The organism is Acanthopleuribacter pedis, from assembly GCF_017377855.1.
GTDB lineage: Bacteria > Acidobacteriota > Holophagae > Acanthopleuribacterales > Acanthopleuribacteraceae > Acanthopleuribacter > Acanthopleuribacter pedis.
In genome coordinates, this window is record NZ_JAFREP010000041.1 from 58263 (window position 1) to 80886 (window position 22624).

Sequence of the window (22624 nt, forward strand, 5' to 3'; positions counted from 1 at the left end):
TAACTAAACGGTCCGGCTTTGCCCCATGGGTGAAGGCCGGACCTTTTATTTTTTGGCGCTTCGTTGCGCGGGTTAACCCGTGGTGAGTTCAAACCAACGGGCAAGAATAAGTTCGCCGTAAGTAGCGGCATCGATGCCGTCGTAGGCGCCCAAACTATAGCCGTCGTTGGCTTCCACCAGCCCGGTTTGGCCGGTGTCCAGCAAGCCGAAATCGAGGCTGTAGCCGGCGGGGGCGGCCGTGCCCAAGGCGGCTACGGCCTGCGCCACAACCGCGAGGTCGATGGCTTGGTCCGCATCGCCCGCGTAAAAAGCCACCGATTTAATGCAACCCCGCACCACATAAGCGCGGTACTCGGATAGCCAGGTGACGCGGCTGCTGCACCAAAGGGTTGTTTGACCGGAATGCCGGGTGAGCGGCTGGAGGTCGTCCAGGCCGGTGATGCGTTTGCCGGTGAACTTTTTCTCATCATCGGCGGGTTTGATAAAGACCGGTTCACAGCTTTGGTTCATCCATTGCCGGATCACATCCTGGAGTTTGGCGCGCCACAGGTTACGGTGAAGATAGGGCATTAACACCTCGGGGTAACCCAGCGGCGAGGGCGGCTGCTTGTCCAGACATTTCAACGCGGCAAGCACCATGGCCACATCGCCGACGACCGGTGTGTTGGCTGTGATTTTGAGCGTGCGCCGCCGCATGCGTTTTTCGGTAAAGGTTTCGATGGGTACATCGAATGGGCGCAAATAATCCGCAAGCAACTGTTCCTCGCGACGCAGTTTCCCGTTTCCTTGTTCCTGTAGGTAGATGCGCTCAATCGGGAAGGGGATAGGGGTCATGACGTTTCCTCCTCGGAAGAATCTTGCTTTAATACGCGTGGAACGGACGAAAAAGCGGAAGAACGGGCGTGGTGATGGGCGATACTTGGTCTCTTTTTGTGTATGGCACCTTGAAGCGGGGTTTGCGGTATCACGCCGCCTTTTGTTCGGGCATGTTGGCGGCAACGAAAGCCACTGCTTACGGTGAACTTTACGACACGCCCCATGGGTATCCCATGATGACCTTACCCGCGCGGCTTCAGTGGATCCAGGGATGCGCCGATCGCAACCACGACATGGCACTGAACCCATCCATCCGCCAACCCGGTCTCATGCCGCCTCACGCCGATCAGGCGGTTCACGGCGAGGTGTTGACCTTTCCGCGCTGTGCCGGAATCCTGCAGGCCTTAGACGATTTGGAAGATTTTCATCCGCAACAAACGAGCATGTACCACCGTGTCATGGCGCCGGTTTGGCGGGAAGGCGCAACAAGCTATAGCATCGTCTGGCTGTACCTAGTTGCGCCGTCCTTGATTCAACCGAACTGGCCGCGCATGCGGGATTGGCCCGGGGTACCCTTCTAACCCACGGGAAGCTTGCATCGCCGCTTTTCTCGCGACGGTGTGAGGCCTGCGCCGGCAACGCCGGCCCTATGACGGGCCGTCGCGGGTGAATTATTTGCGGAAGCGGGCCTCGATACCGTAGGTGCGTGGCTGCGAGGGGAAACCAATGTCGGTGGCGGCACCGGTGAATTCGCGGGCAAAAAATTCCTCAAAATACTGTTCGTCGCCAAGGTTTTTGCCGAACAGGGCGACCGTCCATTTACCGAAACCGTAGCTCAGGCGCGCGTTGAGCAGGTTTTGCTCGGAACGGCGGTCGACGTTGTCGATGTGCCAGTAAAGTTCGCCGGTGTGTTCGTAGTCCAGTTTGGCGACGAACTTGCGGTGTTCGCCCAAATCGCGATGGTAGCGCAGCCCGATGTTCGCGCTGGTTTCCGGCGTGTTTGGTGCTTTGTTACCGCTTACCGGTCCTTGGATCAGATCAAAGAAGGGGCTGCTGGTGTCGAGTTTTTTGATTTCCGTATCGCTGTAACCGAAGCCGACATTGAGGTCGAAATGTTCCGAGGCTTTGAGGCGCCAGTCCAGTTCGAGGCCGGTGATTTCCGATTCGTCGATGTTCAAGATGCCGGCCGCACCGAGCGGGACGTCGAAGACAAAGACCTGTTGGTCCTCAAAATCCGTGTAGAACAAGGCGGCGTTGAGCAACCAGCGGTCGTCGCCGCCCGCAAGCTTGAAGCCGAATTCTAGATTGCGGGTCGTTTCTTCACCGTAACCGTTGGGGAAGGCTTCGACACCCGGGGGATTGAAACCGCCGCTGCGAAACCCGTCCGCGTAGGAACCGAACACCATCGCCTGATCGTTGACAAAATAAGCCAGGCTCAGTTTGGTCTGAACCGCGTCAAAAACCTCGTCGCGCACCACGCCGTTGGCGACGTTGGTTTGCTCGCGTTCGTCGCGGTCGTAACGCAAAGCGCCGGACAATTCCCAGCGCTCCTGCAAGCGCAGGTCGCCCTGGACATAAAAGGCGCTTGAGGTATTGTCGTTGTCTTCTAGCTGACTAATGTTGAACTCGTAACCTTCGACAGCAGGGTCAAGGTTTAAGAAAATCAAGGTGTCGACGCCGCGTTCCCAGCTTTGGTAAAAGGCGCCCGCGATCCAGCGGAAGGCGGTGTCGTCCGGCGAGGTAAAACGCAGTTCCAGGGTTTGCGCCTCGAATTCTAGGGTTTCATCCGCGCGCAGGATGTCCACATTGGTAAAGTCGAAATCCGCCGAGAAGAACTCGTCCAGTTGGTTGAAGGCCGCAATCGCGGTGAATTTGCCTGCCTCGCTGTTGAGGTCGAGTTTGACCGAACCCTCGCGAATCTCGCGGTCGGCACGGGGAACCAGGTTGGGGAAGGGGCTTCCGGGTTCTGTATCGGACAAGCCGTCGGCGAGCGAGAGGTAATAGGGGCCGCCGTCCTCGGTGTCGGTGGCGTGCAGGTTCACGCTTAATTCGGCGTGATCACCGAGGAGCGCGTAAAGTTTGGCCGAGAGGCTGGTGTCCTCGCGGCGGTCGACCTCTTGGCCGAGGGTGTCGCTGTCAATGAGCCCGTCCCGTTCCAAATAGGACCCGGAAATGCGGTAAAACACCGTATCGGACAGCGGTCCGCTCACCCCGGCGGCGAGATTGCGGTGGCCGCCGTTGCCAAGGCCGAGACGCAGGTCGAAGCGCGGTTCACTGGAGGGCGGGTTGGTGGTAATTGAAATGACACCGGCCATGCTGTTGCGGCCGTAAAGCGCACCCTGGGGACCGCGCAGGATTTCGATTTGGGAAACATCAAACCAATCGCGGGTTAATGCGTTGGGCGAGGCTTGGTAAATGCCGTCGATGATGACCGCGACCGGTTGATCACCGCTGCGAACCTTGGTGATGCCGCGCATCGTCAACGTGTGGTTGCCGGGGTTTTGGGCGTCGATGAGCGAGAGGTTGGGCGTCATGGCCACAAAATCACGAACCTCGTCAATCCCGTTTTCGAGCACCTCGGTTTCGGTGATGGTGGTGATGGTGATCGGTACCTTTTGGGCGACTTCTTCGCGTTTGCGTGAGGTGACCACGGTTTCGCTGTAGCTGACCTCGGGGAGCGGTTCTTGTTGTTCGGAATCTTCGCTTTGGGCGAGCAAGGGAACCGCGAGGAAGAAGAACACACCACACCACAATCTTGGATTCATCGACATGAAACAACCTCGGCTTTCAACCTAAGAAACGCGATAACTCGCGGTGATTTTAGCTAAACCTCTGGGCTACAACGGCCTGTGGAAATTTGGGCCACCGGGTGCGTGTCGTGCGCGACCCCGGTCCGCTTTTTCCAAACCCTTTCGCTCCAGATTTTTAGCCAAAATCCCTCTCTCTTATCGCGCTTCTTGGGTTTAATTAGAATAGGCCTATTGTACGAGAAAACCGGAGCGTCGCAAACCATGGGTTGGGAGAAGCTGTCGCGTGGCAGGCGCCGGCCGGAAAACGGGACGGCCGGCTTCCCCGAAAACCAAAAGGTCAAAACCCTTTACGCCGCGGCGGTGGCGTTGCCCGCATGCTGTTTTCTTGCCCCGTCAGACCCTTTTACCGCACCTGACACGCCTGGATAGGGTAGTTTTAAGGCATTGTTTTGTCCTCTTTGAAAACGGGAAAAAACCGATAGGAATAAGATCCATTAAGGTGGTTTTTCCTTTTGCCGGCGTATTGTTTTCTGCAGCGCGAAGTCGCAAGCTGGAGGCTTGTTTTATGGTGGCCGATCCGTCCCAAGAGAAGACCTATTCAAAAAAATATCGACGCCGTTACTGGATCTTGATGGGCCTCTGTTATTTTCTGCCGATGATTGGGTTCCTGTTCGCGTTTTACAAGTTTAGCTTGTCGCTGGTGATGGGGGCGCTTTCCTTTCTGGCGGCCGGGGCCACCTATGCCGCCAAGGTGGAAAAAAGGCTGCCCTACATTCATATTGTCGAACCCGAGCTTGAGGACGTGGTCACTTATTACTTCGAACAAGAATATGAGGGCGATACCAAGCGAAGCGGCACCCATCCCATGCTCGAACACGCCTATACCGCGGCATTGTGCGGCGGTGTTAAGGAAGCGGCCTATATGGCTGGAAACCATCTGGGCGAGGCCACCGGGCTTGATCAAAAGGAACGCGACCTCTTGATCGCGGTGCTTTTTCTCATGAAAGGCAAAATCAACCGCGCCTTTGAGGTTCTGGAAGACGATTGGTTGCCGGTTCCCCAAATGCGCCTCAAGCGCGAACACCACCATCATGCACACCACAACCTGGTCCTGGCCTTGGCCCTTGTGTTCGCCGGTCGCGCCGATGGGGAGGTTTTCGCGGTATTGCGGGAAGCCGTGCGCCGCGAGGAGTTGCTATGGCGTTTGTTGGCGGCATGGGGGTTGGTCGCAGCCGATCCCGGCGGCGCCGAGCGAGAAATCGCCGAGAGCAAGCAGTTGTTGGCCACCATCGGCGCGCCGTTCCGCGTGTTGCACCAGGCGCCGGTCGTCGTTGGATAAGTGTCGGTTGCCGCTTCGTATCGCGAGGTGTTTAACAGTATCGGCGCGCCTTTTCCCGGCCCTGCATGCGACCGACTGATTCGGAAAGAGAGATGCTGCCCGCTTGCCGTAAATTAGCCCGACAAGAAGTTGGCACCCGTGTGAAAATTGCAAAGAAACAATGGTTAATGTTGGTTATTGTGGTTTTTTATTCTGAGAATCGGTATTCATTCGAAAGATGATACGGAATATTCCCCACCTCCGCGTGCATTTGCGCAAAATAAGCCGGTAAAGAACCTGTAAATGTATTTAAGATGTTGGAAGTAATAGTCTTGTGAGGTTGGTGGAGTTGGCACAGCGCATGCTCTCATAGAATCCCGTTTTGCCAAGTGCAGAACGATTTCTGGTTTCATGGGAGTTCCTTATGAAGAAAGCGCTTGTTTCCTTGTTGTTGGTTTTGTTTGGTGCGGTAGCTTTTGCCGGTGAGGGTGATATTTTGGTGCGTGCACGTTTGATTAACGTCAGTCCCAATGATGATTCGTCCGAAATCCTTACCACCGGTACCGGGGTCACCGTTGACGACGCTTTCGTTCCCGAGTTTGATGTGACCTACATGTTCCGCAAGAACTGGGGTTTGGAAATTATTGCCGCCACCTCGGAACACGAAATCACCACCGAAAACGGGGCGCTCGCCGGTGCCGATGCCGGTGATGTATGGGTTTTGCCACCCACCCTGACGCTCCAATATCACTTTGGACCGGATACCGCGACCGATGTGTACATTGGCTTGGGCGTAAACTATTCGCTGTTTTACAACTACGATGTCTCAGCCGACTTAGAAGCCCTGGGTGTGAGCGACATCGATTTTGACAACTCTTTTGGTTTGGCGGCCAACATTGGCGCCGACTTTAAAATCAGCGAAAAGTGGGTTTTTAACCTCGATCTGAAGTACATCGACATGGCGACCGATGCCGATCTGGAATTGGCCGACGGCGGCGTGCTCGATACGTTGGAAGTTGATATCGATCCTTTCGTGTTCGGTGTGGGTGTCGGTTACCGCTTCTAATCCAACCGAATCACTGTAACCCGACGGCAGTCCGCGGGTTAAGGCCTGGTTGCGGCGAGCGCGTTCGAGTTCGCCGCCTGTCCAGGCCTTTGTTCATTTGGGTTATGATTCGGCCATGACGGTCTAAATCGTTTTTTCCGGGAGGCCCCGATGTTGTGGTTTTTGGGTTGTCTTTTGTTCGCGCCGCCACCCACGTCCGTTTTGTTTTCCGCTGACGGCGATCAAACCTTTTTTCGCGAGCAATGGCGCTACGAACGGTTTCGAAAGGGTTGGCCGCGCAACGAACAGCGCATCGTCGCCCTATTCCATGAGAAAGCGTTGAATCCACAGGCGGGACGTCTTTACCTGCGGGCTTTTAAACAGGACCAGGTGATTGAAATTTGGATGGCGCCCGATGCCCAAGCGCCCTTTCAGCTTTTGGCCGCGGTGCCGGTGTGTGCCCTTTCCGGGCGCCTTGGACCGAAACGGAAGCAGGGTGATTTGCAGATTCCCGAGGGGCGTTACTTTATTGATCGGTTTAACCCGGCCTCCAGTTACCATTTGTCCTTGGGCATTAACTATCCGAATCGCTGTGATCGCATTTTGGGCGATCCGGTCGATCCCGGCGATCTGATTTTTATCCACGGTCGCTGTGTCACCATCGGCTGCTTGCCGATTCAAGATCAGCCGATTGAGTTTTTGTACAGCTTGTGTGTGGCCGCGCGGGTGAATGGGCAGAAAAAGATCATGGTGGACATTTTCCCCACCCGGCTGGATGACGCCGGCATGAAGAAATTGATCGAAGAACGGCCGGCGCATCGGGCTTTTTGGGAAAATTTGCAGCCGCTTTACCGTGCTTTTGAGCGCACCCGACGTCCGGCCAAAGTGACCTGCGGCCGCGACGGCCGTTATCGCACTCTCTAAACCGGATAATTTGGTCTTTTTGAAATAAAGCACGCTGGGGTGTCGTTTCATCCATACCGAGCCGGTTTCACCCTCCGGCTTAACCCGTATCCCTGATTCGGACAGGGTTTTTTGGAATCAGGGATGCGGGTTTACCCACGGGTTCTCTCGCGAGGTCGGAGCTGGTTTGCAGCAAAACCCCGGCCTTCGGAATTTGTTTCTCCAAGGTTCGGTCGACGTTTTACCGCAACGTCGGCCCTTTTTTATTTTGGCTTCTTTTTATTGCCGAGACGCAGGGGGATGTGGCCTACCTCATCGTGTTCCGGTCGGTCGGGTGATTGGTGAATGTGTTTGGCGTACCACTGGACGCAGGGCCACGCGGTCAGACCATGGAGAAACACGCTGAGCAACACCACAATCATGGCGATGTTGAAAACTTCTTCGCGATGGGCCAGTTCCAGTTCTTCCAGCAGCAACAGGCCGTAGATGATGGAGGCGATGCCGCGGGGTCCAAACCAGCCCAAAAACAGCGTGGTTCGCATTTTGAGTTTCATGCCCAGCAGGGAAATCGCGACGGGAATCAAACGCACCAGCGTGAGGCTGAGCAAGGCATAGACCCAAACGCGCCAGTCCGCGTGCTGCAGCGCGGGTGGGACCATCAAGGCCGCGAAGAACAAAAAGGTCAACAGCGTGAAGAATTGCCCTTCCGTTTCGCCAAACTCGATCAGTGCTTCGCCACAACGGGACGGGAGGGTGTTGCCCACCACCACGCCGGCACAAAAGGCACCGATAAACCCGTTGCCGCCGATCAGTTCACTGCCCGCGAACGCTGCCAGCGCCAAACCCAAGGCGGAAAGTTCTACAAAGGAATGACTCATCCAGCCCGCGGTGTGGGTTTTGTTGACCACCCAGCCACCCAGCCGACCCACCAGAATGCCCGCCAACGCGCCAAACAGCAACTGCTGCGCCGCGATCAGTAAATAGTCTTGCCCGTTGGTGCCTTCCATGTGGGCGGCAAGGCAAATAAAAAACAACAGCACGGGCAGCGCAAAGCCGTCGTTCAGGCCGCTTTCCACGTTCAGGGCCTGGCGAATGCGAATCGGAATGCGGTCGCTGCTCACCACGGCTTGGCCGAGCGCCGCATCGGTTGGGGCCAGGACGATGGCCAGCACCATCGCGCTCCAGAAACCCAGGTGGGGGAACAGCGGCATTGCGGCGAGGGCGCCCAGGAGCATGCAGAGCGGAAGGCCCACCAGCAGCATGCGGACGGGAATGTTGTGGTCGCGGCGCAGGCCCTTGAGGTCGATCCGGGAGGCGTCGGTAAACAACACCAGGACGAGGGTTAATTCCGCCAATAGGTGAATCAGGTGATTGTCTTTGGCGAGGTGAACCAAATCAAAACCGTCACCGCCGAGGAGCAAGCCAAATAGGACGAACAGCATGGGCGGCGTGACCATCGTGGTTTCGATACGCCGGCTAATGCTGCCGAAAGCCAAGATAAACAGGGCGACGGCGAAAAAGGCCAAATGTTCCATGGACCCGTCCGTGAAATGGATGGGTCGCCCTGCGCTGGTTCTTTTCCCGCGAGCAACCCATCAATGTTTTAAGGGATTCCTCGCATCATGCCATGGATGGTTGTGTTTTAAAAGGTTGGCGACCGTGTGGGGGCTTGTTGGGGAGGGTCGCAGCGGTGTCGGTCGCCCGGTTTATACCCAGTCGAGCAGTTCCGCGGCCAGGTTACGGTTCGCTGTTTGTTGGGCGATGGGGGTTTTGTCAAGCAAGCGACGCAAAACGCGGCGGCGTTGATCCCGTTTTCCCGCGTTCGCCGTTTGCGTGGAAATCTCGCGAAACAAAATGCGCAGCCGTTGTTTGCCCGCGTGGTCCGCCGCCATGGTGTTGAAGATGGGGACCAGCTCGGGGTCGCCCGCGTCCAAACGCAGTGCGATTTGGCGCGCGAGTTGGGGGAGGAGGTGAACGTGGTCCTCGCGCAGCCAGCGACCGGCCTGGGCCAATAATTCGCTGTTGTTGTTTGCCCGCGTGATGGTCTGAGTTTTTGCGAACATGGAAACCTCCGATAGGGATCGCGCTTTCAGCACAGAGGACGTATCCTAGCTAAATGGTGAGAAAATGGTGAAAAGATCGTGAAAAACAATGGTTCTGAAAATGTGCTGATGACGTTAACCCGCATGTCTCACAAGGGTTTCGGCTTCGTAGCAGAATTCCTGGTGAGAAAGGCGGGTTTCGCGCGGGAAATCGAGGGGAGGAAGCACGCGAAAGGCGGCTTTGTGAGGAATACGCGGGGTTGCCGGGCTGGGTTCGTTAAGTTTTTGCAAAAATGATGTGATTACCCATCCGCTTGTTCGCGGAGGAGGTCGCATTTTCGTTGTTTTCGGCAGGGAATCGGTGCGGTACCACGTTTGGGCGCAGCAGGTATCTCAAACCCACGGCTTGGCGAGCAGGGGCCGGTGTTGTGCAATAGGAAGGTCGCTTGTCATGCTAACCCATGCTTTGTGTGTTGGGCCGGAAATCTCGTTGAGGATCGATTGGTGCGGCCCTGACGGTTTGAGATAAGCTCTTTTATGTGAGTGTCTTGAGATCGCTAAAAGGGCGTGAAAAAGTTGACACGTCTGTCGCTTTTGCGGGTGAGACGGCCCCGACGGCCCTGGATCTTGGTTGGTGGCGGGGCTTCGCTTTGGCTGCCGCGGCGTTGCTTCGCCGGGATTGCCGTTACTCTAGCGTGAAATCAAGGCTCGCTTTGATGACACCGTTCACAATTAGGTGTGCCTTGTGTCCGCCCGCGTAGTGCGTGCGCGTGGTTCGCTGCTGAAAAGAAAAGGTTTTTTCGTAGGGATGGGGACCGGCCTCGCATTCTTTTTCACTGACTTTAAATACTTTACGCGAGAGGGTGCCGTTGGCCTTGAGAAAATCGATTGCCAACTCTTGGCGAACAAGCGCGGTTCCCTCGTTAACCAAAACCCACGAAAAGCAACCCGTGTCACCGATGGGTAGGGCGGTGGGTTTAATCGTAAAGGCTTTGATCTGCACGGACGCGGGATCTTCGAAGCCAAACAGGCGCATGGCGCGGGTATTGCCCGCTTTGAGCAGGGTGCGACAGGCGTGTTTGATGATCCAATCGGTATCTTCGTGGAGGCCGTGGTTGCGTTCGGCCCAATCCAACACCGCCTCGGGGTGTTTTTTGGTGATGTCGTTGAGGTTATTGGCCACGCTGCGACGTACGTAAAGCGAAGGGTCTTGTTTCAGGCGGTTGAGGATCGGCCAAATCGGGGCCGGATCTTTTTTGAAGGCCGGCAGCGCGGGGGCCCAGGGCAGGTTGGGGCGGCAGCCTTCGCTGGCGAGCCGGCGCAGGTGTTCGTTGTCGTGCTCGGCCCAAGCCTGCATTTGCGCCATCATGCGGGGGGTATCTTTTTTAATGAAGGGCCGTACCGCATACTCCGAGCTGGAAAAACGGGTGAACCAGGCGAGGGCGTCGATGGAAGGGTCCCAGGCATCCAGGCCGAATTGCTGGACAAAGTCGGGAAAAAACATCGCCTCAAAGCCACCGTAGTTGGGTGCCGCTTTTTTGAGGATCGCCAAGGCTTCGGCATAGGGGTGTTGGATGAATCGGTGCAATCCCGCCGCGATATGACTCATGCGTTGCTTGAGTTCGCGGTCGTCCCATTGATCGTCAAAAACAAACGCCAGAAAGGCACCCTTGGCGAAGCCGGGATCGTGGCTCAGGACATCGTCGGCCAAACGGTTGAGGTAGGCCTCGGTATAGACAAGCTTGAGCGGTTCCATCGATCATCCTCCTGAAAAAACGCAACATAGCACAGGCGGCCTATGCATGGGTAGCTTGTAACCTAAGAAGCGCGATGGCGCGGTGATTTTAGTTAAACCTCTGATCTCGGGAGAACCGTATCGTTTCTCGAATGAAAGCAGTAAGGAACGCCCCGCGGCAAGGTAACCTCAGTCTTTAGTAGACCTCAATCCCAACAGCATTGCCCCCTCAAAAGCCTTTCACAAAAAGAAGGTTTTTGAGCAGAAAAACCACCCCCGCTGAACGCGGCCGCATCATCGGCCGCTAGCCCGCATTTCTCACAAGGATTTCTGCTGCGAAGCCGAAAGCCATGCGATTACGAGGGGGCGGCCCTCCGCTTTACTCAATCGAGCAATACTCGACGTAGCGCTGCTACGCCGAAAGGTCGGCCCCGCACCGTTTGCGCTTGGTCGTAATCTTCGTACTCACAAGGCTTTCAGCTTCTCGCGACGAATCCTCGTGAGAAATGCGGGCTAGGCCGGGGTATGCCCGGCTCTAACAAAAACGGTGGAACCTGATATTTCCCCTTGCACGCAAACACACAACACACTAACTGGGCTGCAACGGCCTGTAAAAGTGCGCACCGCACCCACTGGGTGCGGTCGTGCGCGACCCCGGTCCGCTTTTCCAAACCGTTTCGCTCCAAATTTTTAGCTAAAATCCCTTCCTTCAGCGCGTCTTAGGTGTATCCGCGCGAATTAGGGGAGTGCGATCACCGTTGCTTCGCCGTACTTTTTGATCAAATTCTTGAAGTGACGTACCAATTTACGGCGCCGTTTCAACAGTGCGCCGAGTTGAAGATCGCTGAGGTAGGGTTTCATGGCCGTGCGGATTTCTTTATCACTGACCTCTTGAAGCCGCGCAAAAAACGTAGCGCCAATGTGGTTTACCTGCTTCAAAAAGGGGACCTTGGTTTCCGGCTTGAAACTGCGGGTGTGATCAATCCACCAGGTAAACCCCTCGCTGTCCACCAACACGTTGCCGGGATGACGGTCGAAGTTGTAAATAAGGAAATCAAAAGCCTTCATTTGGTGTTCTTCCAGGCGTTGATCAACCTCGTTGGGATCGATCTCACGGTCCAAAATCTGTTGTTTGCGCGTTTTCGCTTTTTCAATCCAAAGTTGCACGGAACCCGGCCGGCCGAGGTGCTCGCGAATCGTCGCCGGCGGTACTTTGTGCAAACCCATCATTTCCGACATCTGGTAGGCGGCGACTTCAAAGCCGGCGCTGTCGTGAAAGTTGAGGTGCAGTTCGCCGTCGATCACCGCTTTTTTGCCCTTGGTCTCGCCGTAACGAAAAATGGCACGACCTGAGAGATTGGCCCCTTTCATTTCGACGCGAAAGGGTTTGGTAATGCCGTCGCTAATGGGTTCGGAGCTGGTAATTTCGGCATCCTTCAAAAAGGCAAGGATTTCCCGATCATCTTGTGTGGCTAACGGTTGGCCCTCGCGGTCTTTAAAAATACGGGTGGTGCTTTCCACTGGTTCGGCGCTCCAAAGGTGTGCGCCGCCGCTCAAGAAAAATAGCGACCAAAAAGCAAGCTGGGCCTTCATGCGAAAACTCCTCAAAAACGATTCTGCCGGCTAATAAAACGTGTGTGATGTTGACCGGGCGTCAGGCAACTGTCAAGTCTTGATGAGCACGCGGGCTGGGAACCCGTGGATCGGTTGCAGGCAAGGGGTGTTGTTACAAACCATAACGCGCGGGGATGGCCTGTTGCCCATGGCGGAATCCGACTGGTTTGGTCGGGCGCCCCGGTTGCCTTTGTGCTTTTCGGACAGCGGCATCAATCGATGTCACGGCCCATGCTCTGGTAGGCGAAAACCAATACCTCGGCCACCAGTTGAAAGAGCTCCGGCGGGATGTCCTGCATGTAGTCGAGCTTGAGCAGTGAATCCACCAAACCGTGGTCCTGTTTAATCGGAACGTTGTTTTCGCGTGCCGCTTTGAGAATTTCCTCCGCGACTACCCCCGTGCCGCGGCTAACGACGAAGGGTTTTTCGTCGGTGCCGTGGTCGTACTTGAGGCCGACCGCCTTGCGGGGTTTTTTGGGAGGTTGGGCCAAACGGGTTTCCTTTAAGCTTCTAAATCAAGGCGGCCGTCAAAGGACGGTGCCGGTTCGGGCGGTGCCGGGTTGTTGTCCTCGACATGGAGGACGCGAAAAAACACGGTTTCACCGTCCGCGTGCAAAACAAACATGCCGCGAATCCAACTGCCCGGATCGAGCCGAACCTCGGTGCGTGCCTGCACCCTGGCCCAAACCCCTTCGACGAACACGCCAAGGGTGGCGACATCGCCTTCTAACTTGGTCACGCGGGCACGGATCTCTTTGCCGAGGGGAATCACGAGGCACGCTCGGCGACGGTTTCTTCCATGCGTTTGATCAGGTCGTGCAGGGAATAGGGTTTGATGATGACCTCGAGCGGCGGGAAGGTGGACAGCCGGATCAGGTCTTCCTGGGTCGGGTTTTTGGTCAGCAGCAAAACCGGAATGCTGTTGTGGTTGTGACGCAAGGTAGCCAGAAAACGCAGGGCCGGGTCCACATCCTCGTAACTCATGAGGATCAACGAGAAAACCTGTGTTTTCAGCTTGATAAGCGCATCGCGGATGCGTTTGACCGGCACCACGTTCCAACCATGGGGCGCCAGTTGATCATCAATAGCGACGCGGGGGAAAAAATCGGGTTCTACGAGTAACACTTGTTTCATGATCGGCTCGAACGAATGGAATGTCGTTCATTCTAACGTGTTTGCGGTCTGGGCGCCACGCCTACACCGGAGAAAACCGCGCCTGAGCTCACGGGCTGCCTTTTTGTGTTCGTGCTTGTCGGACGATTCACGATTTAAAAGCGGCTGTTCCGTCGTGGTGCCGCCGGCAAAAACGTCGTGTCGAAGGAAGGGTCAATGAAATCGCCAATGCCATATCTGGCTTTGTGTTTGTTAAGTTGTTTGAATTTAGAAGTTTAGGTTCTGTTTGGCTTTTTTTGAGCTTTTTGTTCGGGGGATGAATCAAAAAATACATGTTTTGCCGGCGGATCTGTTCTGAATCCGCGCGTAGCTAAGTAAGGACGAAAGGGACGTCACTTTTTTAAGGCGTCTCAATCTGTCTGATGCATTCCTGACGGGACTGGTTGACTATATGGCGATAAAATGATGGTCTTTTGACTTGTTTTTGGTAACATGTGGTTGTGAATTTTGCCAGCCTGGTTTTTGCGGAAGGTAAAAAAGTTAACCAGGGAAAAATGAGAGATTCGGTAACGCCGAGAGTTTGTTACCTGAGTCGCTATACGAAAAAGCAGTGATAACCGGGGTTGAGAAATTCTGATTTTTTCTGGTAATTCCAGTATGGGATACCGGGTCTGGATTTAACAACCTTTCCGGGATATGAGAATAACCCCTAAAACTACTGAGCAGGGGTGGATGTACCACCTCGAATGCCGAATAGGCACAAGAATTAGGTGATATCAGTAGATTCGCGTAAAAAGAGGTCCTTTATGAGTTCAGTAATTCTTTTGTTGAGTTTGATGTTTCAATTGCCCGGTACTATGATGGACGAACTGACGGTTCATGTAGAGGTTCAGAGTGGTACCAATTCGGAGGGCGGTGGCTCTGATTTCGAATTGCTTACCGGTGCGGGTATCAGTAGTTATGTAGACAATGCCGAAAATTATGTAAGCCTCGATACCGATAGCCCTGAACTGTTTTCCTCTTTTCATTGCATGACACCGAGAGCGATTTTTTGTACCAAAGTTCAAGTTGGGACACTGGGCAGGCTCGATATGGTTTTTAAGTACGATAGGGAAAACAACAAACACGTCGTTCGGCTGAACAACCAATACACCTTGGTATCTCACGAGACGGAAAGACAATCTGTGCGCATACGGTTCTTCCCCTTCATGATTCCCGTGGTCGTAACAGAGTTGTATGAAGGATCAACGCGCATTGGTGTTGCAACGTCCGGTTCTGAGTACGATGGGAACCTCTCCTGTGGGGACCGCTATGAAAACGAACTGCGCTTGAGAGCCCTTCTGCCAAACCACAACTTTCCTCCAGCCTCCCCCTACAATACATCGCAGGGTATTGCACCTTACCCTTGCGGCGATTTCCCACTTACAGAAGCGCTCAGGGATCTGATTGAACGTGAAGATTACCTGACAAGTTGGTATATCGATGCGCCCATCGATTCCCAAAACAGAACGCCGAATTACAGCCCAAGCAAGGAAGATAAACATTTTATTAAAAATGCACTTAAGTCGCTGATTTTGGGTGAGGCGAACCTGGGTCTGAAGAGTCCTAGAACCAATTAACGAAGTTTATACGAATCCTACATGCACGGTGGTTTCCTGTGAAGGATGCTTAAAGAAAGGAAACCTCGGGGAGGATGTTGCTTGGTGTGGCATCCTCTTTTCGATTTTCAGTGCCTTATTTGAGAAGGTGAGTCGGCAAGTTGTCGCGAAACTTTCTGATGGCCTTGGCGTTGGCTGAATCGGGTCCCCAAAATTCCTCTGCTTCCCGAATGTATTGCTCGAGGGAAGAGGGCCCGGTTGGATGTTTGCCTCGGACCAACACGGCGACCCAGACAAACATCCTTCTCAAGGTTGTTTCGTTGCTACGCCCAAAGGCTGCTTCGGCAAAAGTTACCGCGATGCATCCCCAGGGTTCGGCTTGTTGATATTTCTCTAATTTGCCGTAAATACGGCATAGATTATTGGCGATATCTGACGAAACATCTTTGGCAGGATGGTCGAGGGCTTCGGCGTAAGAAAAAGCGGTGTGTGCCACGGCCAGCGCCTGCTCCAATTCATCGGCGCGGAGCAGGGTCGCCGCCAGCAAATTGAGTTGCTTGACCTCAAACATGGTAATTTCATGATCGTTGTAATTTTGTGAGAAATAGTTTTGGTATAGATTGAGGTACTCTTTGTTGCGTCCAGTTACCCGTGAAGCAATGAAACCAATATCCATGAGGTGGTACAAGTCCTCATTGCGATGATTGCGGTTGAAATGCAAGGCGAGGTAAAGGCGAGTTACTGTATTAAGTACCTCGGGAGATCGGCCGCTTCGTAAGTAGAGATACGCACTAAAGAATTCGATCTCCGCGTAGTGTGGGTGGTTTACCCCGTAGTATATTTCTGCTGCCTCAAGGCTTTTTTTAAACGTTTCGAAAGCAATATCGTGTTTTCTCTGTAGCGAGTAAGCATCAGCCAAGTGTTGATAGGCTAAAATCAACAAGGCTTGGTTGTTACTGTGGTGATCATTGAGGGCGATACCCTCTTTGAGTACCTCAACAGCCTGATCATAATTCTCTAGGCGATAATAGTAGCGACCCCATGTATTGTAGGTTTTCAGTTTGACGAATAGGGTGCTGGGTGGAAAGTCTTTGATGATCGCTTCCGCTTTTTGAATATGCGCCCGTGCGCTTTCATAGTTTCTTATCTGGAGGAAGGACATAGCAGCGTTAAGGCTGCTACTCGCGAGAATGTGGCTGTTTTTGAGATTTGGTTGATCGCTTTCGAGTATCTCAATAAAACAGGGGGCGGTGTTGTCGTAGCCTTGTAAATCCTCTTGGTTGACACAGTATTCATAGCGGGACTCTAATAAACCAAAGGCGTCCGCATTCATGGATTTTTCCCGCAAAGAAACCGCCTTCTTCAAATGTTGGTTGGCTGTTTCAAATTGGGAAAGCGTTCGGTATGCCTTGCCGACCAAATGGTGAAGGTTGCCTCGAATGGGATCACTCACGGGCATGGTGTCGATTTTGGGAGAAAATGCGTAAAGCTGGTCCAGGAGTTTAACCTCAGTTCCTTGGTTTCGTGGTGATACCGAGGTGATGAATTCTTCCAGTACCTCAATGGTCGTTTGTGCTGTTTCCACTTCTTTTTGGATTTTTTCTTCCGCTTCTTTGGCTTGAAAATAGGCGGTGGCAAAACCGGCGACAGCCAGGAGCAGTGCGGCAAAAATGAGCGTGACCGCGGTGGTGAGCAAACGGTTGCGACGGACGAAACGGCTGATTTGGTAACCCATGCTCGGTGGGCCCGCCTGAACCGGTAACCCTTCCAAGTGGCGTTCGCAATCCTCGGCCAAGTCGCGCGCGCTTTCGTAGCGGCGATGGGGTTCTTTTTCCATCGCCTTCATCGTGATCCAATCGATTTCGCCCCGGTAGCGGCGCGCCAGTTTTTGCGCGTCAAGGTTGATTTCACCGCTCAAAGTGGCGTTTTTGCCAAGGACCGCGCGACTGGGGCTGACGGGTGTGTCCTCGCGGATCGCGCGAAAGATTTGGTCCCAGGTTAGTTCGTTCATGGTCTCGCGACTTAGGGGTAGGTTGCCCACCAACATTTCGTAAAGGATCACCCCGAGCGAATAGACATCGGTGCGCAGGTCGATGTCGCGGTCGGTGACCAAGGTTTGTTCCGGGCTCATGTAGCCGAGGGTACCCACGGCCATGCCGGGTATGGTGAGCTGGGTGGCGGTAACCTGGAAGCTATGCTCCAATTGACCGTCGTTTTGAACAGCTTTGGCGATGCCGAAATCAATGATTTTGGGTTGGGGTTGGCCGTCGATTTCCGTGATCAGAATATTGGCGGGTTTAAGGTCGCGGTGAATAATCCCGCGTTGGTGCGCGAAGTGGACCGCACGGCAAATGGCGGCAAACAGGTTGAGGCGGGCGTTGATGTCCAGGGCATGGTTGCGGCAGTAGTCGTCCAAGGGGAGTCCCTCGACGTATTCCATCGCGAAATAGGGCAGGCCGGATTCGGTGGTGCCCGCGAAGTGAACCGAGGCGATGTTGGGATGGTTGAGTCTGGCCAAGGTCTGGACTTCGATTTCAAAGCGGCGCTGGAGCCGTTCGTTGGTGGTGTGAACCCGGATGATTTTGATGGCGACCCTGCGTTTAAAGGGTTTTTCCTGTTCGGCCAGGTACACCGCGCCCATGCCGCCCTCGCCAATGAGGCGGGTGAGGGTAAAGGTGCCAATCTGTTGCCCAACCATTTCTTCATCAACGAGTTGTGCCGCGTGCAGCGAGGAAGGGTCAAAAAACGAATCACCGGCGGCTAGGTCGTCCGCGTCCAGGAGTTTTTGCAATTCGAGGAACAGATCGGGGTCTTCTTGTTCCAACGCTTTAAGGTATTGCGCTCGGTCTTGTTTGGACAAGGTGTAGCAATGCTCAAAGGCTTGCTCCAATTTTTGCCAAAGATCGGCCATGCTCCCCCCCCGGGTCGTGTCGTTATCCTTTTTGTTAAAGCGGAAACGGACGATTTGTTGTTGCGAACACCCCTACGCTATCGACCAATTTATACAGAATCTGGAATCTCAAGCGAAGGAAAACCGCTGAAATTGTTGGGATTCTCTCTCGCCCGCATTGCTCACCAGGATTCGTAGCAGAATTCTTTTTGAGAAATGCGGGCTGGGTAAGCAGCTCCTTACCGGCCATGGGGAAAAAGAAAAACCCGGCAGAGCCCTTTGTCGGGTCTGCCGGGTTACGCATCGGTGTGTGGCGATTTAAATCGTGCGCGAGAATTGACCGGGGGTGGTTGATGCGAGCCGGCCGTCGAACAACATCGCTACATTACGCGCCAGCAGCATGCCGAGCGCGGTGGCTTGGTAGCCGAATTCATGGGTCTCCAGCAGGCCGTCTTCCACCATCACCGCCAACTTTTCGCGGATGCCGGGGAACAGGTTTTCAAAAGAGACGCCGCTGTCGCGTTCGATGTTGCCCACCTCAATCACAAAACGGCACATCCAGTTTTGAATGATGTCGCGGCGAAAGCGGTCCTCTTCGCTCAGCACCAAACCCCGTTCCAAAACCGGCTCCTTGGCGTTAATGCGTTCCTGGTAGGTGTCGATGCCTTTGAGGTTTTGGCCGTAAAAGCCATCCAGCATGGAGATCGAACTGGCGCCGAGGCCGAGCATGTCGAGATCGGGCAAGGTGGTGTAACCCTGGAAGTTGCGGTGCAAATCACCGGCAAGCATGGATTTGGCCAGCGGATCGTCCGGCTTGGCGAAATGGTCCATGCCGATGGGGACATAACCTGCCTCGGTGAAACGGCGCACCGCGTTAAGCAAAATTTTGAACTTGGTGATGGGTTCGGGCAAGTCGGCGGAGCGAATTAAGCGTTGGTGGCGCATGCGTTGCGGGATATGGGCAAAGTTAAACAAGGCAATGCGTTGCGGCTCGAGGTTGATCACTTGCTCCACGGTTTGGTTAAAGCTGTCCACGCTTTGCAGCGGTAAACCGTAAATCAAATCCATGTTGACGCCGCCCTGGCCCATCTGGCGCCACAGGTCCACCTGGGCCTTTACCTGCTCATAAGTTTGGTGGCGGTTGATGGCGGCTTGGACGCGCGGGTTGAAGTCCTGGATGCCCATGCTCAGCCGTTCGAAACCCAAGCGGGCAAAAGCTTCCAACTGTTCCTGATTGAGCAAACGGGGATCGACCTCGATGGAGCGTTCCGCGTCGTCGTCAAAGTCAAACATCGTTTGTAGGGCGCCGATCAGGTCGAGCAGCAGCTCCTTGGGGAACTGGTTGGGGGTGCCGCCGCCGAGGTGGAACTGGCGAATGCGTTTGCCGGCGAACAGCGCGCGGTAGCCCTCGGCTTCTTTTTGCAAGGCGTCCAGGTAGCGGGCCATGGGTTCGCGTTTGCGCTCCACCTTCATGTGGCAGCCACAATACCAGCAGAGCTGGAAACAGAAGGGGAGATGCAGGTACAAAGAAATGTCGCGGGTGCTGTTGCGCCAAGCTGTTTCCACGTCGTCCGGGGTGACTTGCTCGTGAAATGAGACGGCGGTTGGGTAAGACGTATAGCGCGGCCCCTTGGCATCGTAGCGGTTGACCAAATCCCAGAGGTGGTTGTCGTCCTGGGGTAACTGAAGCTGGTGAATGGTGCGCGGGATGACTAAATGTTCGCTCATGGGGCCTGCCTTGCGTGGGGGTGTGAACCCAAACGGGTCCGACCAAGCATTTATCAAATCCCATACCAATTTTGAGAACGCGCGAATATTGGAAAAAAGGTTTGTCCTTGCCGGCGTTGACCTTTAATCGGCGGACTTAAATCGCCAGGGAGCAACACTTAAAAAGCTGAATTTATTGGGTTTCTCCGCGAGGTGCGCATGTTTGGGAGAAAAGCGGGGGAAATCGGCGCGCACGGCAAGCCGGGCGCCGGCATGCGCATCATTCCCCAGTCATTGCGGGAAAGGACGCTTCATGGCCGGTCATGCTAATTCACCGCCGCGGCGTCCCCGCCCAGAAGCTGCGCCGCCAAGACAACCGGCGCCGAACGAGGACCGGTTGTTTGGGTGAGCCGAAGCTTTAGGTCGCGCAAGGTTGCTTGCCAATTGGGTTCGGTTTTGTTCCGTGCTAAATCGATTTGCAGGTTGAGCACCTCAAGGTAGGCGAGCTGCCAGTGTTGTGGCGCTTTGCTGAAAATTTGTTCGGTTGCGAGCGCGGCGTGGGTGCGCGCCAAATCCCAGCGTCCGGCGGCGATGTGGGTTTTCACCAAGCCAATCAGGTAGGTGCCGGTTTTGGCGTTGTTGAAATCCTTGTTGAGGCGATGCCGCTCCAGGGCACTTTCGAAAAACTTAAGCGCGTTGGCATCGTTGTTTTCGGACAGCGCCAGCTCACCCAAACCATAAAGAATGTCGGTGACCACAATATGGGTGTCCTCGTAGCGCTTTTCCGCGCTTCGGAACAGGGCGCGATAGTCGTTTTCCAAACCGTCGGTGAGGCCGAGTTTCAGCCGTTCACCCAGCAGCAGAACCTCAATTTTCATGCGCAGAATATGGTGCTCGTCGAAATCGCGATGGTAAATGGCCGCGGCGCGTTTCATGAAATCAAAGGCGGCTTGGTGGTTGCCTTGAGATGCGATGATGCGGCCCATGTTGCGGTAGGTGCCGGCGGTGAGCGGGTGTTCCTCGCCGAGGATTGCCTCGGAGATGTCCAGCGATTCCTTCATGTACACGTAGGCCTCGGGAAGACGACCCATTTCCAGCATCAACACGGCTAAGTTGTTGAGTGAGGTGCCGGTGTCGGGGTGATCATTGCCCAGGACGCGCCGATCAATCGCCAGGGACTCTTTGTAATAGGTCTCGGCTTCCGCGTAGCGGGTGAGATCGTGGTAAAGGTAGGCCAGTTCGTTGAGCGCCGTGGACAGGTCCTCGTCGGGCGCGTCGTCCGATTGGCGCAAAACGGCCAAGCTCTCCTCGAAGATCGGCAGGGCACGTTTTAGCTGTCCTTGACTGCGCACCACCACGCCCATTTGTCCCAAAACCCGAGAGCGTTCGCGTAGGTTGTCCGGCAGGTATTTTTCGCAGACGGCCAAGGCTTCCCCGCACATTTGCTCGGATTCGACATACCTGCCGACTTCCTCGTAGATGTTGGCGGCTTGCAACAAGGCGTTGACCAGAACCAAGGGGTCTTTTCCTTCCCTGGCGATTGCGAGTTGTTCACGGCTCAGCGGTAGTGCTTTGTTGTAGGCGCCCAAGTCTTGGTACACCTCGGCGATCATCGATACCAAACGGGCGCGAATTTCGGGGTCGTCCTGCAGGGTTTCTTCCAATTCACGGGTGGCGCGGTCGAGCAATTCCACGGCGGTAAGCTGTTCGCCTCGTGCCTTTTCCGGGCCGCTCAATTCGAAGAGGGTCATCAGGAACTCGGTGACCGCGTTGGCGGCGTCGCGTTCCCGTTCGGTGACCAGGCGTTGTTGGTAGTTGATGAGACCGAACACGCACATGGTCATCATCAGCAGGGCGGTTAGGGAGACGGGCAGCAGGTTGCGACGGGCGAAGGTATAGGCACGGTAACCCAAGGTGAGCGGTCTGGCCGAGATCGGCATGCCGTCGAGGTAGTTACCGAGGTCGCCGGCCAAGGCCTCCGCGGAGGGGTAGCGGTCGGCGGCTTCTTTGCGCAGGGCTTTGCCGACAATGGTTTCCAGGTCGCCGCGTAGGTTGCGGCGCAGGGCGCTGATTTCCGTATGGCGCTGGAAGGCGATGCGTTCGAAATCGATGGGATCACGGGTCTCGGATTCGGTCTGGAGCGTGTTGTTTTGGAGTACCTTTCCGAGGCGTGCCGGTTCAGTCAAACACACCTTTTCGACCCATTCGTTAAAGCTGTTGCTTTTGATTTGGTAGGGTTTGACACCGGCCAGCAGTTCGTAGAGGATGATGCCCAGTGAATAGACATCGGTGGCGGTGCTCAGTTCCTCGCCGCGGATTTGCTCGGGTGAGGCGTAGCTCGGGGTCATCACCTGCTCGTGGAAGCGGGTAACCGTGTTTGGGGTTTCGGTGTCGGGGTCGAGAAAGGTGGCGATGCCGAAATCGAGCAGCTTTGGTTCACCCGCGTGGGTCACCATGATGTTGGAGGGTTTTAGGTCGCGGTGAATCACCATTTTGCCGTGGGCGTAGCGAACCGCATCGCAAATTTTGCGGAACAGGGCCAGGCGGTCGCGAATGTCGAGTCGGTTGTTGTTGCAGAAATCATTCAGCGGCAGGCCGTCGACGAATTCCATTGCCAGCCAGGGGAGACGTTGCTCCGTAAGCCCCACATCCATGATGTGGGCGATGTGAGGGTGGTTGAAGCCCGCCAAGATTCGGCGTTCTTTTTCAAAGCGGCGCAAGACCTTGGGATCCCCGGTAGAAACCACTTTCACCGCCACCTGGTAGCTCACGTCGTCGGTCCGTTTGGCAAGGTAAACGCGACCCATGCCGCCGGCGCCCAGTTGGCGCTCAACGCGGTAGCGACCGATGAGATCCCCGGCTTCCAGAGGTTTGATGGGTTTCCGGTCCAGTGCGTCGTCCATGGTTGGCATGCTGTCGTGTTCCAACCAGTCGCGGGCCTGCGCCGAAACCAAACCCATGAGTTCGGGATCGTGATCGCACAGCTCGGCGAGGTAGGCGGCGCGAAGGTCCGCACCTTCGGTGGCCTGCAATTTGGCGATAATTTCTTGGTGCTTTGGGGTAACCGGCAAAAACGCTCTCCTGCCAACCTAA

17 protein-coding genes are annotated in these 22624 nt (G+C 55.1%); 5 read left to right on the forward strand and 12 right to left on the reverse strand.

Features of this window, described 5'->3' with window-relative positions:
- Positions 1 to 72: 72 nt before the first annotated feature.
- A complete protein-coding gene (locus J3U88_RS29830; RefSeq protein WP_207862680.1) occupies positions 73 to 834 on the reverse strand; it encodes an ATP-grasp domain-containing protein in 762 nt (253 codons plus the stop codon).
- 74 nt (positions 835 to 908) lie between these two features.
- Here J3U88_RS29830 and J3U88_RS29835 point away from each other — a divergent pair, with 74 nt between their 5' ends.
- Complete coding sequence (locus J3U88_RS29835) at positions 909 to 1397, forward strand: gamma-glutamylcyclotransferase family protein (protein ID WP_279382648.1); 489 nt, start codon at positions 909 to 911, stop codon at positions 1395 to 1397.
- 90 nt (positions 1398 to 1487) lie between these two features.
- Here the strand turns inward: J3U88_RS29835 and J3U88_RS29840 are convergent, their stop codons facing one another.
- Positions 1488 to 3587 carry a TonB-dependent receptor gene (locus J3U88_RS29840; RefSeq protein ID WP_207862682.1) on the reverse strand — a complete coding sequence of 700 codons (2100 nt, stop codon included), beginning with the start codon at positions 3585 to 3587 and terminating at the stop codon, positions 1488 to 1490.
- A gap of 544 nt (positions 3588 to 4131) precedes the next feature.
- On the opposite strand from J3U88_RS29840, the gene J3U88_RS29845 reads away from it, so the two are divergent.
- The 3 genes from J3U88_RS29845 (at position 4132) to J3U88_RS29855 (ending at position 6853) form a co-directional block, all read left to right on the forward strand.
- Positions 4132 to 4905, forward strand: coding sequence for a hypothetical protein (locus tag J3U88_RS29845; protein WP_207862683.1), 774 nt, complete (start codon positions 4132 to 4134; stop codon positions 4903 to 4905).
- Positions 4906 to 5308: 403 nt separating this feature from the next.
- Positions 5309 to 5950 (forward strand): OmpW/AlkL family protein, encoded by a 642-nt coding sequence (locus J3U88_RS29850; protein WP_207862684.1) that lies wholly within the window; start codon positions 5309 to 5311, stop codon positions 5948 to 5950.
- 150 nt (positions 5951 to 6100) lie between these two features.
- A complete protein-coding gene (locus tag J3U88_RS29855) occupies positions 6101 to 6853 on the forward strand; it encodes a L,D-transpeptidase family protein (RefSeq protein WP_207862685.1) in 753 nt (250 codons plus the stop codon).
- A gap of 242 nt (positions 6854 to 7095) precedes the next feature.
- Here the strand turns inward: J3U88_RS29855 and J3U88_RS29860 are convergent, their stop codons facing one another.
- The 7 genes from J3U88_RS29860 to J3U88_RS29890 all read right to left on the reverse strand — a co-directional run bounded on the left by J3U88_RS29860 (position 7096) and on the right by J3U88_RS29890 (position 13357).
- Complete coding sequence (locus J3U88_RS29860; RefSeq protein WP_207862686.1) at positions 7096 to 8367, reverse strand: cation:proton antiporter; 1272 nt, start codon at positions 8365 to 8367, stop codon at positions 7096 to 7098.
- 171 nt (positions 8368 to 8538) lie between these two features.
- The gene (locus tag J3U88_RS29865) at positions 8539 to 8895 is read right to left on the reverse strand and encodes a hypothetical protein (protein WP_207862687.1); all 357 of its coding nucleotides are present in this window, start codon (positions 8893 to 8895) and stop codon (positions 8539 to 8541) included.
- Positions 8896 to 9559: 664 nt separating this feature from the next.
- Positions 9560 to 10630 carry a DNA alkylation repair protein gene (locus J3U88_RS29870; RefSeq protein WP_207862688.1) on the reverse strand — a complete coding sequence of 357 codons (1071 nt, stop codon included), beginning with the start codon at positions 10628 to 10630 and terminating at the stop codon, positions 9560 to 9562.
- 717 nt (positions 10631 to 11347) lie between these two features.
- Positions 11348 to 12202 carry a protein kinase family protein gene (locus J3U88_RS29875; protein ID WP_207862689.1) on the reverse strand — a complete coding sequence of 285 codons (855 nt, stop codon included), beginning with the start codon at positions 12200 to 12202 and terminating at the stop codon, positions 11348 to 11350.
- 233 nt (positions 12203 to 12435) lie between these two features.
- Positions 12436 to 12714, reverse strand: a complete 279-nt coding sequence (locus J3U88_RS29880) for an EscU/YscU/HrcU family type III secretion system export apparatus switch protein (protein ID WP_207862690.1) — start codon at positions 12712 to 12714, stop codon at positions 12436 to 12438.
- An 11-nt stretch (positions 12715 to 12725) separates the two neighbouring features.
- Entirely contained in the window at positions 12726 to 12995 is a 270-nt protein-coding gene (locus J3U88_RS29885; RefSeq protein WP_207862691.1) for a hypothetical protein, read from the reverse strand.
- A complete protein-coding gene (locus J3U88_RS29890; RefSeq protein WP_207862692.1) occupies positions 12992 to 13357 on the reverse strand; it encodes a DNA-binding transcriptional response regulator in 366 nt (121 codons plus the stop codon). The genes J3U88_RS29885 and J3U88_RS29890 overlap by 4 nt, the downstream gene beginning before the upstream one ends.
- A gap of 785 nt (positions 13358 to 14142) precedes the next feature.
- Here J3U88_RS29890 and J3U88_RS29895 point away from each other — a divergent pair.
- On the forward strand, positions 14143 to 14955 hold the full coding sequence (locus J3U88_RS29895) for a hypothetical protein (protein ID WP_207862693.1): 813 nt from the start codon (positions 14143 to 14145) through the stop codon (positions 14953 to 14955).
- A gap of 115 nt (positions 14956 to 15070) precedes the next feature.
- Here the strand turns inward: J3U88_RS29895 and J3U88_RS29900 are convergent, their stop codons facing one another.
- The 3 genes from J3U88_RS29900 to J3U88_RS29910 all read right to left on the reverse strand — a co-directional run bounded on the left by J3U88_RS29900 (position 15071) and on the right by J3U88_RS29910 (position 22602).
- Positions 15071 to 17845, reverse strand: coding sequence for a serine/threonine-protein kinase (locus tag J3U88_RS29900; RefSeq protein WP_207862694.1), 2775 nt, complete (start codon positions 17843 to 17845; stop codon positions 15071 to 15073).
- Positions 17846 to 18142: 297 nt separating this feature from the next.
- Complete coding sequence (gene hemN / locus J3U88_RS29905; RefSeq protein WP_207862695.1) at positions 18143 to 19552, reverse strand: oxygen-independent coproporphyrinogen III oxidase; 1410 nt, start codon at positions 19550 to 19552, stop codon at positions 18143 to 18145.
- Positions 19553 to 19857: 305 nt separating this feature from the next.
- Complete coding sequence (locus J3U88_RS29910) at positions 19858 to 22602, reverse strand: serine/threonine-protein kinase (protein WP_207862696.1); 2745 nt, start codon at positions 22600 to 22602, stop codon at positions 19858 to 19860.
- Positions 22603 to 22624: the final 22 nt, after the last annotated feature.